Origin of the sequence: Ereboglobus sp. PH5-10, from assembly GCF_029504735.1 — a bacterium.
Classification (GTDB): Bacteria; Verrucomicrobiota; Verrucomicrobiia; order Opitutales; family Opitutaceae; genus Ereboglobus.
Window position 1 is genome coordinate 374,637 of record NZ_JAQFIP010000002.1, and the last position, 16,447, is coordinate 391,083.

At 62.5% G+C, this 16,447-nt stretch carries 15 protein-coding genes; 4 read left to right on the forward strand and 11 right to left on the reverse strand.

From position 1 onward, the window contains the following. The first annotated feature begins 43 nt into the window (after nt 1–43). Both M2447_RS03380 and M2447_RS03385 read left to right on the forward strand, forming a co-directional pair. A complete protein-coding gene (locus M2447_RS03380; protein WP_277557400.1) occupies nt 44–1,324 on the forward strand; it encodes an SAM-dependent methyltransferase in 1,281 nt (426 codons plus the stop codon). Nucleotides 1,325–1,348: 24 nt separating this feature from the next. Beyond that, complete coding sequence (locus M2447_RS03385; RefSeq protein ID WP_277509955.1) at nt 1,349–2,098, forward strand: acyl-ACP thioesterase domain-containing protein; 750 nt, start codon at nt 1,349–1,351, stop codon at nt 2,096–2,098. Between the two features lie 144 nt (nt 2,099–2,242). On the opposite strand, the gene M2447_RS03390 is transcribed toward M2447_RS03385, so the two are convergent. After that, the gene (locus tag M2447_RS03390) at nt 2,243–2,572 is read right to left on the reverse strand and encodes a ribbon-helix-helix protein, CopG family (protein ID WP_277557401.1); all 330 of its coding nucleotides are present in this window, start codon (nt 2,570–2,572) and stop codon (nt 2,243–2,245) included. A gap of 224 nt (nt 2,573–2,796) precedes the next feature. Between M2447_RS03390 and M2447_RS03395 the strand changes: the two genes are divergently transcribed. Beyond that, the gene (locus tag M2447_RS03395) at nt 2,797–3,567 is read left to right on the forward strand and encodes an AMP nucleosidase (RefSeq protein ID WP_277509958.1); all 771 of its coding nucleotides are present in this window, start codon (nt 2,797–2,799) and stop codon (nt 3,565–3,567) included. Between the two features lie 24 nt (nt 3,568–3,591). Here M2447_RS03395 and M2447_RS03400 read toward each other — a convergent pair whose 3' ends face one another. The 10 genes from M2447_RS03400 to M2447_RS03445 all read right to left on the reverse strand — a co-directional run bounded on the left by M2447_RS03400 (nt 3,592) and on the right by M2447_RS03445 (nt 13,275). Continuing rightward, on the reverse strand, nt 3,592–4,389 hold the full coding sequence (locus tag M2447_RS03400; RefSeq protein ID WP_277557402.1) for an RDD family protein: 798 nt from the start codon (nt 4,387–4,389) through the stop codon (nt 3,592–3,594). After that, nucleotides 4,386–5,402: a stage II sporulation protein M gene (locus tag M2447_RS03405; protein WP_277509960.1), complete on the reverse strand. Its 1,017-nt coding sequence runs from the start codon at nt 5,400–5,402 to the stop codon at nt 4,386–4,388. Before M2447_RS03405 ends, M2447_RS03400 begins: the two co-directional genes overlap by 4 nt. Nucleotides 5,403–5,502: 100 nt before the next feature. Then, entirely contained in the window at nt 5,503–6,846 is a 1,344-nt protein-coding gene (locus M2447_RS03410; RefSeq protein ID WP_277557403.1) for a DUF58 domain-containing protein, read from the reverse strand. A 105-nt stretch (nt 6,847–6,951) separates the two neighbouring features. Continuing rightward, nucleotides 6,952–7,917 (reverse strand): MoxR family ATPase, encoded by a 966-nt coding sequence (locus M2447_RS03415; RefSeq protein WP_277557404.1) that lies wholly within the window; start codon nt 7,915–7,917, stop codon nt 6,952–6,954. Nucleotides 7,918–7,928: 11 nt separating this feature from the next. Continuing rightward, complete coding sequence (locus M2447_RS03420; protein ID WP_277557405.1) at nt 7,929–9,221, reverse strand: DUF4350 domain-containing protein; 1,293 nt, start codon at nt 9,219–9,221, stop codon at nt 7,929–7,931. After that, on the reverse strand, nt 9,218–10,912 hold the full coding sequence (locus M2447_RS03425) for a hypothetical protein (RefSeq protein WP_277509967.1): 1,695 nt from the start codon (nt 10,910–10,912) through the stop codon (nt 9,218–9,220). Before M2447_RS03425 ends, M2447_RS03420 begins: the two co-directional genes overlap by 4 nt. Further along, a complete protein-coding gene (locus M2447_RS03430; protein ID WP_277557406.1) occupies nt 10,909–11,286 on the reverse strand; it encodes a hypothetical protein in 378 nt (125 codons plus the stop codon). Before M2447_RS03430 ends, M2447_RS03425 begins: the two co-directional genes overlap by 4 nt. Nucleotides 11,287–11,306: 20 nt before the next feature. Continuing rightward, nucleotides 11,307–11,900 (reverse strand): ABC transporter permease, encoded by a 594-nt coding sequence (locus M2447_RS03435; protein ID WP_277557407.1) that lies wholly within the window; start codon nt 11,898–11,900, stop codon nt 11,307–11,309. Then, the gene (locus M2447_RS03440) at nt 11,897–12,460 is read right to left on the reverse strand and encodes a hypothetical protein (RefSeq protein WP_277557408.1); all 564 of its coding nucleotides are present in this window, start codon (nt 12,458–12,460) and stop codon (nt 11,897–11,899) included. The genes M2447_RS03435 and M2447_RS03440 overlap by 4 nt, the downstream gene beginning before the upstream one ends. A gap of 50 nt (nt 12,461–12,510) precedes the next feature. Continuing rightward, nucleotides 12,511–13,275: an RDD family protein gene (locus tag M2447_RS03445; protein ID WP_277509971.1), complete on the reverse strand. Its 765-nt coding sequence runs from the start codon at nt 13,273–13,275 to the stop codon at nt 12,511–12,513. 213 nt (nt 13,276–13,488) lie between these two features. Here M2447_RS03445 and M2447_RS03450 point away from each other — a divergent pair, with 213 nt between their 5' ends. Continuing rightward, nucleotides 13,489–16,188 carry a DEAD/DEAH box helicase gene (locus M2447_RS03450; RefSeq protein ID WP_277557409.1) on the forward strand — a complete coding sequence of 900 codons (2,700 nt, stop codon included), beginning with the start codon at nt 13,489–13,491 and terminating at the stop codon, nt 16,186–16,188. Nucleotides 16,189–16,447 lie beyond the last annotated feature (259 nt).

Consider the following 16,447-nt stretch of genomic DNA (forward strand, 5'->3'; position numbering starts at 1 on the left):
TCAAGCATTGCGTTTCCCTTTTCACTGTGCCAATGCACTCCCCATGTCACAACCAGCCGCCCGCGAACAATTTTTCGACCTGTTGCGCGCGTCCATTTCCGACGGTTCGCTTTCGAAACTCACGCTCGGCAAATATCGCGGCGCCGACGCCTCGTTGCGCAATGTCTTTGTCCGCCCGGTCTCCCTCAAGGGCGGCCCGCACCTCAGCTTCGTTTATCGCCATGCCACGCGCGACATAACCAAAAACCATCAGCCGGACGAGGCGCTCACCCTTCTTGAAACACTCATCGGCGCCGAGTTTCTCGACGCGCACCTTTTTACCGCCGCGCAATCCGCGCAGCTCTCGCACGATTCAAATGGGGGTGCTCGTCTTCGCGTCAAAAAAACAGACGCCGTTCCGAACGCGCCGGCATCCGCCATCGGCGGCATTCCCGCCGCGCATGATCGCGCGCGACGGCAGGCCATTCCGCTCGACGCGCCCTGGCTGCACGCGCTCGGCATCACAAACAAATACGGAAAGCCGCGCGAGGGCATGTCGGCGAAACTTCGCCAGATAAACAAATTCGCCGAGCTGCTTTCGCACCTCGCAACGGAGGCCGCTCTCATCGAAGCGCCCGCAATCATTCCGGGGCTTGGTGAAGAAGCGCGTCGCGACGACGCCTCCGCGTTGCGCATTGCCGACATGGGTTGTGGCAAGGGTTACCTCACCTTCGCCACCGCCGCGCTCCTCGGGTCGCGCGCAAGCATTCAAGGCATCGAGACCCGCCCCGAGCTCGTCTCGTTTTGCAACCGCATCGCAAAGGAAACTGGATTTTCCAATCTGAAATTTGTCCAGGGAACCATCGCTGATGCGCAACTGGATGCGGATGCGGAACTCGCGCACGACGCGCCGCAAAACACACTCGACATCCTCATCGCGCTCCATGCCTGTGACACGGCGACCGACGACGCCATTGCCAGGGGAATCCAATCCGGCGCGCGCCTGATCGTCGTTTCCCCCTGCTGCCAAAAGGAACTCCGCCCGCAACTGACCGCGCCGCCCGTCCTTGCCGGGGCGCTGCGCCACGGTATTTTTCAGGAGCGGCAGGCCGAGTTTGTCACCGACGCCCTGCGCGCGCAACTCCTCGAATACGCCGGCTACCGCGCAAAGGTGTTCGAGTTCATCTCGACCGAGCACACCGCGAAAAACCTCATGATTGCCGCGATTAAGACGCGCGCGCCGGGCGACGAAACCGCGCTGGAAAACGCGCGCGCATTCGCCCGTTTCTACGGCATTCGAAAACACGCGCTCGCGACGCATCTCGGCATTGACCTGAACTTTTGATCCACAAATAAAATCACCGCATTCATGACACACGAAGAATTCCGCGTCCGTTACTACGAACTTGCCCCCGATGGCGCCATCCCGCTGCACAAGCTCTGCGATTATTTTCAGGACGCCGCCGGCATCGACGCGCACACACTCGCCTTTGGCAGCGAAGACCTGGGGGACGCCGCCGGGCTGACATGGGTGCTCACGCGCATGCAACTCACCCCGCTATGCCCCGCCAGGGCCGCGGGCGGCGACACTTTCACCGTGCACACATGGCACAGCCGCTCCGAGCGGCTCATGAGCCGGAGGGAATTTTACATAACCAACGGAAAAGGAGAAACCGTTTTGAAGGGGTCAACGTGGTGGCTGTTGATAGACATCTCCACGCGCCGAATCGCGCGCACACCGCAAATGCTCATCGACATGAACCCGCCAACCCCGGAGTTCGTCGTTGAGGAAAACAATCCCAAGATGCCCGATTTCAGCGGAGTCCAACCGGCGGCGACACTTCCAATCATCGTGCGCAACGAGGACATCGACAGCAACGCCCACGTGAACAACACCCACTTCACCGCATGGGCGCTCGAAAGCGCGCCGCCGGAAATCGCCTCCAGCCGCGCGCTCAAGGAATTGGTGATCACCTTCAAGAACGAGTGCTTCGCAAAGGACAAGCTCACCATGTCCGTCCATGAACAGCCCGTCGAAAACGGCAAAGCCCTCTGGCACATCCTCACCCGCGAAAACGACGGCAAGGAAACCGCGCGCATTTACACGCGCTGGGAGTGAGAAAACCGTTCGCGTGACAGTGGCGCGGAAAAATTTTTATCGGTAGGGGCGAACCCTCCGGGTGAGCCGCAACATTAACGGCTTGCCCGGAGGATTCGCCCCTCCCCAAAGGCATTTCCTTGCGACAATTTATGCCGAAAAAGCCTAACCGCGCCGGCCTTTTTTGGCCGCGGCCTTGGGCGCGTAGGATTCGAGCGCAACGCGCAAAATTTCGCCGATGCTGACCTTTTTCTTTTTGGCCGCCTTGGTGAGTTTGGCCTTCATCTCGGCGGGCAAACGGACGGAAATCTGCCTGTGCGGCTCGCCGGCGGAAACACAACGCTCAATGTCAAAACTCGCGACCGCCTCGCGCACCAATTCGCTTGTGAAGCGGAATCCGTGTTTTTTCTGAGTGGCGTCAATTTTTGCAATCAGCGACACCGGCAAATCAAATGTGAGGGGGGAGGTAACGGGGTTCTTCTTTTTTCTGGCCATGATGGTGGATGGGTTTGGTTCAGTGATGGATGGAGGTCGAGGCGATGGATTTTAAAAGAATGCACAACTCCATTTCCAGCAACGCCAAAACGCAATTCTTATTGGCGCCAACTTCCTCCGCGTTTGGACGCGCCAAATGCCGCGCTTTCATCCTTTCCAACCATGCCCACCGCCTCCATGCTGCGCCGCGACAGCAACAGTTTTGCTCCGTCGCCCCTCACATTATGAAAACACGCCAAGACATAGTCGAAAACTGGCTGCCGCGCTACACGGGCGTGCCGCTCAACGAATTCGGAGACCACATCCTGCTCACGAACTTTCAGCGTTACGTGCAGCTCTTTGCCGAATGGCACGGCGTCCCCGTGCGCGGGCTCGACAAACCCATGTCCAGCGCCACCGCCGGGCGCATCACGATGATCAACTTCGGCATGGGCAGCGCCACCGCAGCGACAATCATGGATCTGCTCGGCGCCATCCGGCCCAAGGCGGTGCTCTTCCTCGGCAAATGCGGCGGCGTGAAACACCGCGCCGAAGTCGGCCAGCTCATTCTGCCCATCGCGGCCGTCCGCGGCGAGGGCACGAGCAACGACTACTTCCCGCCCGAGGTTCCCGCCCTGCCCGCCTTCGCGCTGCAAAAAGCCATCTCCACCACGATCCGCGATTACGCGCGGGATTACTGGACGGGCACTGTTTACACGACCAACCGCCGCGTCTGGGAACACGACGATGACTTTAAAAAATACCTGCAAAAAATCCGCGTCATGTGCGTGGACATGGAAACGGCGACGATCTTCACCGTCGGCTTTTTCAACGACATTCCCACCGGCGCGCTCCTACTCGTGAGCGACCATCCGATGACGCCCGAAGGCGTGAAAACCACGGAAAGCGACCGGCGCGTTGACGCCGACCATGTCGAGCCGCACATCCGAATCGGCATTGATTCATTAAACCAGCTCATCAACCGGGGATTAACGGTGAAGCATCTGAAATTTTGACCGCCGCCAAGCCCGGCGGCAGGCTCACCGCGCCTCCGTGGATAAGTGCCTTTCCACAAACAGCACATCCACCACGTTGCGCACGAACTGCTCGTTGCTCACACCGTCGGTCACACTCTCGGGAAAAGCCGTCAGCGATTTGAAATGCTCCGCGAGATCGGCAAACAACTCCGCGCGCGCCGCGTCATCAAGCATGTCGCGCCGGGCCAGCGCCAGCCACGCCACGCGCGCCTCCTCCGGGGAAACCGCCTGCCGCAAACGCGCCACCACCGGCGCGTGGCCGCGCAGCGTGTTGTATTTTTCACTCCCCAGCAACGCCGGATCGGGCGCCGGCTCAGGGGCCTCCCAAATCACAAGCGTTCCCGCCGCCAGGTCACCGAGCCGCTGGCAGCGCCGGCTCAACAACGCCGTCGCGCCGCCCGCGAAATAACCAAGCGGAAGCGCGTCAATCGCCCGCAGCAAATTGCGCAGCACCACCTGCCACAGGGACAGCCGCAAGCCTCGCTCGTCGATCACGCGCAACCGCAGCATCCGCTTGCCCGGCGTAAGGCCGCGCCAGCGCCACTCGAAAAAAATCGAGTAACCCTGCGACACCACAAAATACCCGATCACGCTCACCGCGCGCATCGCGTCCACGCTCACGATCGCCAGCAGGCTGATCGCCACGCTCACAATCCCCCACCCCGCGCTCACAATCATCCAGTCGGCCAGCAGCGCGAGCATCCGCGGCACCGGACTCGCCAGCCGGTGCGAAAATACCGCGCACTCCGGAGTGCGCACGCGGATTGTATCCAGCCTTTCAATACCTTTCACGCCGTTCATGAATTTTCCTCCCCCTCTTTTTTGCGTCCGCAAAACCCCAAATACCACAACAGCACCGCGCCTTCGATCACACCAAGGCCGATCTTGACCCAATACGGCAGCACCGGCGCGTGGTATTGCGAAATGAACGCCTCCACAACGCCCGCCCACACGAGCATCAACGCCGCGCCCGCGCACAACGTCACCACATCCGGCGCGGCCGCCCGCAGGCGCATCGCAAGCCCCTTGCTCTGGCCGCGCCCAATCAACGCGCCCGCCAGCACAAACCCGGCCTGCCCGCCCACGAGAATCGCGGGGATTTCAATCATGCCGTGCGGCAGCAGCCATCCGAACAGGAACGTCGTCTGCCCCGCGAGCACGTAGTCCGCCACCACCGCGCCGAGAATCACGCCATTGTAGAACAACAGCACCAGCGTCCCCGCGCCCCACGTCATGCCGAGCGCCATCACGAGCAAGGTCACGCGAATGTTGTGCGTCATCAAATAACCGGCAAACGTGCCCTTCGAGCCGTCCAGCCGATTGTAATCCTCGCCCGATTCCTCCTTCGCAACGCGCTCCGCCGGATCGCCGAGCAAGTGCGAAAACGGCATCAGCACCTGCTTGGCATCGGGATCAAGCGCCACCGCGAAGCCCCCGAAAACCGCGCCTCCCAGCATCAACGCCAGCGCGAACCAGAACGCGCGTATTCGTTTCCTGAATACACCGGGCAGCGTGACAGCGAACCATTTCCCGGGCCGCCAGTGCTCGACTGAGCGCCCGCCCGCGCCGCCGTGGATTTCCGCGTAACCGCGCGCGACAAGATTCTCCAGATACGCGCGCGTCTCCGGCTCCGCGGAAAACGTGGCCAGGCGCGCCAGGTCCGCCGAGGCCCTTTGATATAAATGCTCCATCTCGCGCACTTCCTCAAGCGGCGGCCTGCGCCAGGGATCGTTCGCCATGCGGTTCAGAATTTTGTCGAGCCGCTCCCACTTTGGACGTTCCGTCTCGATGAATTTGTCCAGGTTTACGATCATGAAAAATCCTCCTGAAAAAAAACGCGGAAGGCACGGGAAATTACAGGGGACGCCACGCCCCGACCCGTTCCCAGTGCTCCGTCTGTTCGATGGTCGGCCTTCATAGCAACTGCCTCCGCTTCACCTGCAAATATTGCGTCACCAAGTTCGCCACAAACGCTTCGTCATCAATCACCGCCGCCGTGATGTTGACCTGCTTGAGCGCGCGGATCAGCGCCTGCGTTTCCTCCCAGCGCATGTGGCCCGCAAGCCTCGCGTAAAGATCGCCGCGCCCGTCCGCCCTCCTGCTTGCGAAAAGCGGCTCCACGCCCGGCCCGCGCAACTGGCTCACCAGCATCAAATGCTGGCGCGCCAGCAATGGAGCGTGTCTCGCGAAATCCTCCGCCAGCACGGGGTCGCCCAGGTCGGTCAGAAAAAACAACAGCGCGCGCTGGCGTTGCCGCAACCGAATGTGACGCGCCACCTCGGCCATGTCGGGTGTCACGCCGCCCGGTTGGAGCGTGTGCAACGCCTCGCGGCATGCCGCGTAATGCGCGGCGCCGTTGCCCGCGCGCAAGCTCACGCGCACGCGATCATCGTAGGCGATCACGCCGAAGCGGTCCCCCTGCCGCTGCGCGGCGAGAAACAAAACCAACGCCGAAGTCAGGTAGCGTTCGAGCACTGTTTGCGTGACACCCTCGTGCGTGACGAGCCGCCCCGACAAACGCGACATGTCGATCACCACATAAATCTCCTGCGTGCGCTCGGCCTGAAAAACCTTCGTCACCGGATGACCGCGCTTCGCCGTCGCCTTCCAGTGGATTTCGTCAAACCCGTCGCCCGGCAAATACTCGCGCAATTTTTCAAACTCGCGCCCGCGCCCGACCGTGCGCTGCAGCTTCGCGCCAAACTGGCCGCGATCCAGAAAAACCGCCGCGAGCTGACGCCGCTCGGAAAACAAATTCGGATACACGCGCAGCTCGCACTCCAGCCGCGCGCGCGCGCGCAACCGCCACAAACCCAGTCGCGACCCCGCCTCGCAACACGCCAGCGCCGCATTCGAAAAACGCCCGCGCCGCGAAGGCGTGCACGCCCATTCGATTTGCGCGCGCGATTTGTCCGCCCCCGCCGGCAGGCGCACCCACAACTCATTGTCCTTTGCCGCAAACACCTTCGGCAATCCGAGCGCAAAACGCAGCTCCATCGCGCGCCCTGTCTCATTTAAAAAACGCACCGGGATCGCGCCGGGCCGGTCCTTCGAAAAACGCACGACCTCCGGAGCCGACACAACCGGCATCCTCACGCTGCGCAGACTCAACGCCAGGTCGGCCAACGCCAGCAACGCCACGATTGCCAGCGCGGCGAAGCACACCGGCATCAACCCGGGCATCGGCCCCGCCGGTATCGCAAGAATCACGACGGCGAAGACAAGCCAGAGCAAACGTGTTGAGGGAAGAAAGGTCATGTTGTTATTTTCGATTTTGGATTTCCGATTTTCGATTGGGAGTTACCGCTCCATTTTCGATTTCGAGACCGCGCGGTGGCGCGCAATCGAAAACCCCAAACTTCTTCATCTTGGCACCGCCACTTGTTCGAGTATCCGCGAGAGCACCTCGTCGATTGTCAGTCCCTCGATTTCGAACTCGGGGCGCAATATCAGGCGGTGTCCGAGCACCGCGCTTGCAAGGCCGCGCACATCGTCCGGCGTCACATAGTCGCGGCCGTCGAGCGCGGCGCGCGCGCGGCTGCCAAGCAGCAGCGCCTGCGTGGCGCGCGGCCCCGCGCCGACCAGCATGCTCTCGTGGCTGCGCGTCGCGCGCACAAGATCGACCACATAGCTCGTCAACTCCTCGCGCAACGTCACCGTGTCGAGCGCGGCGCGCATTGAGGCCAGTTCGCCCGCGCCAAGCACAGCGCGCACTTCGCCCGCGGCGAGCGCGCCCTCCGGCGTGTTGTTTCCGACCATGCGCCGCGCCAGCGAAAGCTCCTCCTCGCGCGACGGCGGCTCCATTTTGATCTTGAGCATGAAACGGTCCTTCTGCGCCTCGGGCAGCGGATAAGTGCCCTCGGAATCCGCCGGGTTTTGCGTGGCGAACACGGTGAAGTTTTCATCAAGCGAGTGGGTCTCGCGGTCGATCGACACCACGCGCTCCTGCATCGCCTGCAAAAGCGCAGCCTGGGTTTTCGCGGGCGCGCGATTGATTTCATCCGCGAGCAGGAACGACGTGAACACCGGCCCGCGAATCAGCGTGAATGAGTTTGCCTGCAAATTAAACACGTTCGTGCCCGTGATGTCGGACGGCATGAGGTCGGGCGTGAATTGCACGCGCCCGCCCGGCACGCCGAGCACGTGCGCGAGCGTGCGCACGAGCAGCGTCTTCGCCACGCCCGGCACGCCCTCGATGAGCGCGTGCTGGCGCGACAGCAAGGTGATGAGCGAAAGCTCGACCGCCTCCTGCTGGCCGATGACGACTTTCGCCACCTCGGCGCGGGCGGCGGTTAGTTTTTCCGTAAACGATTCAATGGTTGGGTTCATAAAATTGATTTCTATTTTTGGCGGGGCGAAACCCCTCCTGATTTTCTCAGCGATTCCCGCGCTGTTGTGTAGATTGTCCACGGCGACGCGTTTCGCTCCAGCGTCGCGAGCGCCTTGTCCACGCGCGCAATGTCGGCGGGCGAAGCCGTTTTTTTCCACTCGTCGAGGCACACGCGCGCCACCTGCGCGCGGGGCACCGAGCGGCGCAGCAACGCCTCCAAGCCCGCCGTCGGCTCGTAGCCCGCGCGCTCCTCATCCTCGTCGGCGGGCGGCGGCACGAACAGCGCCATGCGATGCCACACCCACAACACCGCCAGCAACATCGCCAGGCACGCAGCCCCCGTCAGCCCATAGCGCCGCGCAAGCGCGGCCACGCCATGATCCTCCGTCATGCCGAGATGATATTCGTCGAAAATAACAACGCCGTCGCCGCCCGGCGCGGTCACGAGCCATGCGAGCAATGAGGTCGCGCGCGCGCGTTGCAGCGCCTCGTTGCTCAGGAAAAACGAATCCGCCGCCAGCACGATCGAGCCTGTTCCAAGCGCGCGCTCAATCATCACGGGACGCCCCTCGCGCGTGTAAAGCACGCGCCAGTCCGCGCTTTTTTCCGTGTCGAAATACAACTCGCTCATCCAGTCGAGTCTCCCCGGCCATTCGCCCGGTTGTCCTTCCGCGCGCACCGCGGGGGGCAGCCTGCCGTCGTCGTCGGGCTTGATGATGCGCGTCACGATTTTCACGCCCCATTGCCCGCCCGCATCGACAAACACATGTTTCTTGCGACTGCCTTTTTTCTCCGCGGGCTCCGGGGTTTCCCCGGGCGCGACCTCGGGGGCGTCGCGCTTCTCCAAGGCATGCGCGGCAAAATCCGGCGCGCCCGCGAAATTGTATTTTGAATAATCGTCATCGGTGCGCGAATCGCGCCAGCGCTTCAACTCGCGCTCGCCGAAGCCCGCCTTGAACGTCACGACCACGCGCGCGCCGCCGCGAGCGAGCGAGTCGAGTTTTTTCGCGGTGACGCGGTCAGTCCGCAACCACCCGGCGGAATTCACCCCCGCAAACACAATCGTCCCTCGCATGCCGGCCGGCAATTTTTCCGGCTCGCGCAGCCATCGTTGCGCGCGCGCGCCGGGCACAAGCTCCAGGCTTTCATAAAACGCCTTTGTGCCGAGCGGGTCGGCGCGATAGGTCGAGTAAAGCGGATACACATCGCCGCGCGAAATCCTCATGCGCAGCAATTCGGCGATGCCGCCGAGCAACAGCACGACCAGCGCGGCGAGCAGAATCATCGAGGCGCGGCGCCTCATATTTTCGCTCCTTTCTCCATCTCGTCGAACCACGCGCGCACGCGCGCCTCGTCCGTCTGCTCGCGGCCATACCACGCCGCCTCGAACTCGCGCCGCCTCGCGGCAAACCATTCCGGCAGTCCCGCGCGCTGCAGCGCGCGACGCCGCAGTTCGCGCTCGTAATCAAGATTCGTCTTGTGCCGGCGCAGCGTCAGCAATCCCTCCGCGCCGAGGCGCGCGAGTTGCGCGAGGTAGAGCGCGCGCAGCGCCAGTCGCCACTCTCCGAGCGCGATCTGCTCGCGCGCGAGTTGCAGCCACTCGTCCCAAGGCAGTTGCGCCGCCTGCACGTTTTCATCGCGCAAATCCGGTTTCCCCTCGATCTCCGCGACGCCCGCCGCCGCCTCCACAATTTTGCGCCGCCCGCCTCGCACCGTTATATAAATCACCCAAACGAGCAACCCCGCCAGCACCGCGAGAAGCGTGTAGAGAAAAAATTTCAACAGCGACAGGTCTCCCGTGCCCGATCGCTCCTTCATTACAACCGGCGAGGAATTATCATTGTCGCTCGAAAGCAGATTCGCCAGCCATTCGACAAAACGCCCCAGCGCGCGAAAAACTGATTTCACACCGCTCCCCATCCAGTTAAAAAAACGCTCGATTGCGCTCGCCTCGTCATCCGAAGGGCGCGCTTTTTCATCCGGCTGCAACTGCCATTGAAAATCGCTGCGCGCCAGCACTTCGTCGATGGCTTGGTCGAGCTCGGCGGGCTGGACTTGTTGCTGCTGTTGCCGGACGGAATCGGAGTCTTGCTCCGCGGCCGGCGCGTCCCCCGAAAACATCAGCGCGCCCGCGAGCAGCGCGACGAGTGTGAAACCTGTTTTGGCGCGCCCCTGTTTTCGGGCGGCGGCAATTTCGATGCGCAAATCCGCGCCGGTGCGCAGGGCGCGCCCGCGAAAAACACGCAGCACGCAAAACGCCTTCGCAAGCGGATCGACCGCGAGCCATGTGAGCGCCGTCACGCACATGAGGAATGTGGTGTTGAGCATCGACCAGCCGTCCAGCGACATGAAGTTTTCCATCCCGAGCAATGTGCGCGCCAGCCACGGCAGCATGTAGAACAAGGCCGCCACGTTTGCAAAAACCACAAGCGAAAGCGCGCTGATCACGAGCAGCCCCACATGCCCCTGCCGCGGCCAGAGTTTCGCAAGCCGCCACACATCCGCCCCCGCCGCTCCGGGTTGCTCCGGGACTTGCCCGGAGCCAAGCGCCGTCGCCGTTTGAAAATACAGCCACACATAACCGAATGGCAGCAGCAGCACACCCGACACCGCCAGCGCCGCCGGTCCCCACGCGTGGATTTTGAATTGCGAAACCGCCAGGCGCGCCGCCCTGCGCCATGTGAATTTCTCCGGCTTCGCGCCAAGGCGAAACGCCAGCAACCGCGCGCACATTTCCGCCTGCGCGACCTTCATCCACGCATACAGCAGCACGAGCGCGCACGCGCCCAGCGCGAGCTCGTCGCGCGACGGCCTGAACCACGAGACGTAAGCCCACGCGAACAAAACCGCCAGCGCCCACGCCCCCGCGCCGAGAAGGTGAAGCACAAACACTCCCGCCGGCGCGCGACGGAGCAGGTGCGCGGATTCCTCGATCAGTGCCAGCGCGGACGGTTCCGTCTCGCGACGGCGCGCGGTTGTTCCCTTGCGCGTCATTCTTCGCCCAGCGCCTCCTCCGCCGCCTGCGCCCACACCGTGCCCTCATGCACCGACTGCGGCAGTTTTTCGATCAGCAAACCCGCCAGGTAAAAACACAACCAGAGCCACGCCACGCCCGCCGCGAGCGACGCCGCGCGTTTCACCGAGTCCGCCGTCAGCGCGAAAAGACCGCGATTGCTCCCGTCCGCATCCGCCTTCGCGTTCGCAACGATTTTCTCCAGGCACGCCGCGCACAACAAGCGCCCCTCGTATTCCGAGACGCACTCGCGGCAAAACGGCAGCCCGCACTCCGCGCAACACGCCGCCGCCTCGCGTTCCGAGTGCCGCGTGCAACGCAGCCTGCGCATCGGTCCGTCGGCCCGCGACGGCAAAGGTGGATTTTCCGCCGTGCTCATGCCGCGCCCGGGCCTCCGTCCGGATTTTGCGCGTCCGAAGTTTGCCGCGGTTGCATTTGCGGCAGCTCCGGCTGCGAGGGCAACTCGGGCATCGTCGGTTGCGCGCGCGTCAAATCCGCCTGCGACGCATTGATCAACGGCGTGAGTTGCTCGATCAATTTGTCCGCCTGCCATTTCCGCGCCACGGAGCGCAACAGCACCGTTTGCAATTCCGTCACCACGTAAACTTTCACCGTGCGCCCGCGCCACAGGAACAGGAGCGCGACCGCGAGCATTATCAAAAAACACACCAGCAAACCGGGCGAGCCGCCGCCCTCCCTGCTTGTCATCGCGGTCAAAAACCACATGAGGCCAAAAAAGAACGCGATGAATCCGCAGACAAAGCCGCCGACCTTGGCCGAAAAACCCTCGCCAACCATGATCGCCTTGATGTCGCGCAAATAGAAACGCCGGTAGCGCTCATGCAGTCCGGTCGAGGTGATTTGCAGCACATGGTCGTCCGCGAGCCACAGGCTCCCGCGCGAAAACAGCCCGCCGTTTTGACAGCGCAGATGTTTGTATCGCGGATTGTTGCCGTCGTTCGCGCTCATTTTGAAAACATCTCCACAAACAGCCACACCCATCCGGCAATCTGCGCCAGCGAAAGCGCGCCCGCCACCCAGCGCTGCCAGCGAAAGCGCCTCACGATGCTTGCGGGTTTGTTCCAGTTCAACAACACCAGCGCGAACGCCGCCGGCGCCGTCGCAATCGTGAGCGGCCAGGCAATCAGCGGCAGCACCGCGAGCCAAAGCGCGGTGGTGTCCGCCATCCACTTGTCCCGCTCAACCCGCGCCGGCGATGTTTTCCCGCCCGCGATGCACGCCGGGCACAAAACGCGTCCGCCAAAATCGACCGCGCACACGGGGCACAAAAATCGTCCGCACGACGAACACACGCCCTCGGCCTGGTTTTGCGCGTGGAAGAAACAAGTCGCGTCGTCACCGCCCGCCAGTTCGTGCGGCTTCGTCACGACGCGCTCCGCCCGAAACGCCGGGAACTCCACAAACTGGTAGCCATCCTTGCACACCTCGCATTGCGCGCGCCCCGGCGTGAGCAAATAACGTCCGCCGCAAGAGCACGGGCCGTTCAGTGTTGGAGATTTGTTGCTCACGGAATCAAAAAATGCGCATGGAAGATTAAACGCGCGCCGGAAGCTCGCGATTATTTGCGCACCACGCGCGTGTCGCAGATGATGTCATGCAACGCGCGCTTCTGCTCGTCCCAGCCGGCCATTATGTAGCCGATGCACAGGATCAACGCGCTGACACCCTTCGCAAAATTGCGCCCGATAATCCGGCCCACCGAAAGTTTCTCTCCATCGGCGCGCAGAATCTTCAAGCCCAGCGCAAGTTTGCCGGGAGTCGCGTCATACTTTCGAATGAAAAACACGTCGTAGGCCAGCGCCACGGCAAACTGCACAAGATAGAGGGACAATTGCAGAATCAAGACAACCGGTGTCATGCCATCGCTTCCAGACGCGGACGCGATGCCGCCAAGCGCCATCAGGACAAACATGAAACCCATGCTGAAAACCATGTTGATCGCCCACAGGCACATCATGTCGATAATGACCGCGGCGAACCGAATCCAGAATCCCGCGTAACGCATCTCCCCCGGCATCGCGGTGTGTTGCACGCCCTCGCGAATGCGCTGGAAAAACGCGTCCTTGTGCTCGGCGCTCACCCAGCGCCCCTGGTATTCGAGCATCTCGCGCTTCGGGTAAAGGCGCCCGCTCACCGCGCACACGGCCGAGTCGCTTTCCCCGGCGATCCGCGCCGCCGTTTGCGCCCACGGCAGCCACTCCGCCATGCCCGCGTGCCAGACGAGCGTCTCGCCCATGATCGTGCCCGCCTGCGCAAGCTGGTCAAATTGCTCCTGTGAAACCGGCCCGACGCGCTCGCCGTTTAAAACATAATACCATTGCATGAGATTAAAAAAGATTTGGGAAATTTAAACCCAAACGCAAATGTCGGGCGGAAAGCTTGGCAACGGTATATTAACGTCGCGTTTACAATGAATTTGGTCGCGTCGCCTGCCATTGTCCCGAGGGTATGTTTCGCCCGCATCCAAAAAACAATGACACTCGAAAAAGGGATTGCTCCACACTCATGCGATTCTAGCGTTGAACCTTTTCGCGTCATGCAAAAGCACGCCGCAAAACGCATCTACAGTCCGCAATCGCTCGAGTTTTGGTTTGAGAAACTCGAAGGCGATTGGTTCGCCGTGTTCACGGACAGCCAGCTCGCGCACGGCCGCCGCATTTACCGCGACAGCGAAATCCGCGAACTCGAACTCACCAACAAGGACGCCATCATCCACCGCCGCGTTGAAAAACGCGACGAATACGCCGTCATCGAATGGGAAAACGGCGAGCTCAACATCCGCGCATCGACCGACGACACCGAAAAAGCCCGCGCCATCGCGGTCGCCGGCATTCACGAAATCGAGGAGCTCCTTTGCGACGAACTCCCTCCCCTGCCCGCCGAGCCGTCCGCCAATGGCAACGGCGCCCGCGCGCCCGCGCCGCAATCCTCCGGCGCGACAACCAACGGCAAAACCGCCCCGGCACCCTCCGATGCGCCGCCTCCGCGCACCCTCGTCCTCACCTTCGCCACCAGCCACAACGGACTCTCGTTCGAGGCGTTCTGGAAAGACCCGGCCAATGCCCGCGCGCCGCGCGCCCCGGCGTTCACACCGGACAACACCGCCTCGTCCGCCCGCCCCGCAACCACGCGGGCGGAACGCGCCAAGCTCATCGGACTCGCCGCCCTCGCGCGCAAATCGCACTTCACCTACAACGCCCAAACCGGCCACTACCTCCTCTCGAACATCATCGAGATTCCATCTTATCTGAAAAACACCCTCCCCGCCTGGCGGCGCGCCTACGAAATCGAGCTCGCCCCCGAAACGGAAAAACTCCTCCACACCGCGCAAACCCTCGAAGTCAGCGTCATCGCCACCCGGCGCAACGGGAAAAAAACACCGGGCGCAAAAACCACATCCAACGACAACGATACCGCCCTCGACTTGCGCTGGATATTCAAATCCGGCGAACGCCTTCTCACCGACGACGAAGTCGCCCTCGTCACCAAACGCGGCGCCTCGCCCACCCTGCTCCCCGGCGTGGGCATCGTCACCCTCCCCGCCGACCGCCTCGAAACGCTGGAAAACTGGCAACGCAACATCGCCGAGGCGGAAACACCCGACGGCAAACTCCCCCCCTACCTCATATTCTCCCTCTTCAATGACGCGCGCCTCAAACTGACCCTTTCGCCCGAAATCGAGACGTGGCGCCGGGCCGTCACCACCCCCGCGCCCTTCACCAAGCCACTCCCCGAAATTCTCCGCCCCTACCAACGCCACGGCGTCGAATGGATGCACCACCTGTGCGACACCGGATGCCACGGACTCCTCGCCGACGAAATGGGCCTCGGCAAAACCCTTCAGACAATCTCGCTTCTCTCCGTCCGCCCCGCCAACGATCCCGCGCTTCCCACGCTCATCGTTTGCCCCGCCAGCGTCGTTCCCGTCTGGCAGGAGGAATTCGCGAAATTCGCCCCGCACATTCGCATCAAAGTCCTGAAAAACGGAAATCCCTTTGTCGGCAACGCCACCGAAACGAATCACGACGCCGAGCCCGAAGCCGGAATCGCAAACGGCAAACTGCAAACCGCGCCCCCCACTGTCTCCGAGCGCATCGTCTGGATCGCCAGCTACGCGCAACTCCGCAAACACCGCGCCCGCCTAGACACCGCGCGCTTCGGCTACACCATCCTCGACGAGGGCCAGTTCATCAAAAACCCCGTCGCCAAAACCACGCAAACCTGCTTCGCCATCCGTGCCCAGCACCGCATCGTCCTCTCCGGCACCCCGCTCGAAAACCGCCAGCTCGACCTGTGGTCCATCTTCCGCTTCCTCCTGCCCGGGCTGCTTGGCACGCGCGCCGTTTTTGAAGCCGCGCTCGCCGCCGACCGCGAAGGCGCGTTCACCCGCCTCCGCGCGCAACTCGCCCCCTTCATCCTGCGCCGCACCAAAAGCGATGTCGCCACCGAGCTTCCGCCCAAAGTTGAAATGGAACTCGTCTGCCCGCTCACCGATGTGCAACGCGCCGAATACGCCCGCGTCTGCGCCGAGGGCCTGCAACGCCTCGGTGACGACATGGACGCCGCCCTGCGCGAGCGCAGCTTCGGATTCCTCGCCCTGCTCACGCGCCTGCGCCAGATCTGTTGCGACCCCGACATGCTCCCCTGGCTGAACACCCCGCTTGCCGACTCCGGCAAAATCAACCTCCTCGTTGAAAAACTCGCCGAAATCATCAGCGGCGGGCACAAAGTTGTCATCTTCTCGCAATTCGTGATGCTCCTTGAGCGCGTCCACGAAGCCATCGCCCTCGCCTACCCCGACCTGCCGCGCTATGAAATCACGGGCATGACCAAGGACCGCCTCAAACCCGTGCAGGCCTTCCAAAACGCGAAAGGCGCCGCCGCAATGCTCGTCTCGCTCAAGGCCGGCGGCACCGGCATCACGCTGCACGCCGCGGACTACGTCTTTCTCCTCGATCCATGGTGGAACCCCGCCGTCGAGGCGCAGGCCGTTGACCGCGTCCACCGCATCGGCCAGTCGAACACGGTTTTCGTTTACCGCATGGTGACCGCCGGAACAATCGAGGAGCGCATCCAAAGCCTGAAGGACAGCAAACGCGGCCTCTTTGAGCGCATCGTTGGCGGCACCGAAGGCAACGACCTCGCCGCGCACTTCAAGACGCTCCACGAACTGGTGCAACTCACGACAGCCGAAGTCGTGGAGCCCGAGCAAACCCCCGACTACGTCCCGATCTGATAAAAGCCGGCCCGGGGTGAAACCAAGCTGGTTTGATTGTGGAAACCGAGAAGTGACAAAAAAATGATTTTTCGGGAGGTCCAGACAGAAGTTGACCCATCGGGGCATCGAGAAGGAGTGGGGATAGAAGCAGGACGCGAGGGTCGATTTGAGGGGACTTTTCGCGGAGCAATTGAGCCGGGGTTTTGTTGGCGCGGGAGCGGTTGGTGCGCGCGAAGTTGTAGTAGTGCTGGTAGGTTGTTACCGCAGCCATGAACTG

What these genes read in the sequence shown, in the direction of transcription:
- M2447_RS03380 (WP_277557400.1), top strand. Translation starts at nt 44, where the DNA reads ATGTCACAACCAGCCGCCCGCGAACAATTTTTCGACCTGTTGCGCGCG.
- M2447_RS03385 (WP_277509955.1), top strand. Translation starts at nt 1,349, where the DNA reads ATGACACACGAAGAATTCCGCGTCCGTTACTACGAACTTGCCCCCGAT.
- M2447_RS03390 (WP_277557401.1), bottom strand. Translation starts at nt 2,572, where the DNA reads ATGGCCAGAAAAAAGAAGAACCCCGTTACCTCCCCCCTCACATTTGAT.
- M2447_RS03395 (WP_277509958.1), top strand. Translation starts at nt 2,797, where the DNA reads ATGAAAACACGCCAAGACATAGTCGAAAACTGGCTGCCGCGCTACACG.
- M2447_RS03400 (WP_277557402.1), bottom strand. Translation starts at nt 4,389, where the DNA reads ATGAACGGCGTGAAAGGTATTGAAAGGCTGGATACAATCCGCGTGCGC.
- M2447_RS03405 (WP_277509960.1), bottom strand. Translation starts at nt 5,402, where the DNA reads ATGATCGTAAACCTGGACAAATTCATCGAGACGGAACGTCCAAAGTGG.
- M2447_RS03410 (WP_277557403.1), bottom strand. Translation starts at nt 6,846, where the DNA reads ATGACCTTTCTTCCCTCAACACGTTTGCTCTGGCTTGTCTTCGCCGTC.
- M2447_RS03415 (WP_277557404.1), bottom strand. Translation starts at nt 7,917, where the DNA reads ATGAACCCAACCATTGAATCGTTTACGGAAAAACTAACCGCCGCCCGC.
- M2447_RS03420 (WP_277557405.1), bottom strand. Translation starts at nt 9,221, where the DNA reads ATGAGGCGCCGCGCCTCGATGATTCTGCTCGCCGCGCTGGTCGTGCTG.
- M2447_RS03425 (WP_277509967.1), bottom strand. Translation starts at nt 10,912, where the DNA reads ATGACGCGCAAGGGAACAACCGCGCGCCGTCGCGAGACGGAACCGTCC.
- M2447_RS03435 (WP_277557407.1), bottom strand. Translation starts at nt 11,900, where the DNA reads ATGAGCGCGAACGACGGCAACAATCCGCGATACAAACATCTGCGCTGT.
- M2447_RS03445 (WP_277509971.1), bottom strand. Translation starts at nt 13,275, where the DNA reads ATGCAATGGTATTATGTTTTAAACGGCGAGCGCGTCGGGCCGGTTTCA.
- M2447_RS03450 (WP_277557409.1), top strand. Translation starts at nt 13,489, where the DNA reads ATGCAAAAGCACGCCGCAAAACGCATCTACAGTCCGCAATCGCTCGAG.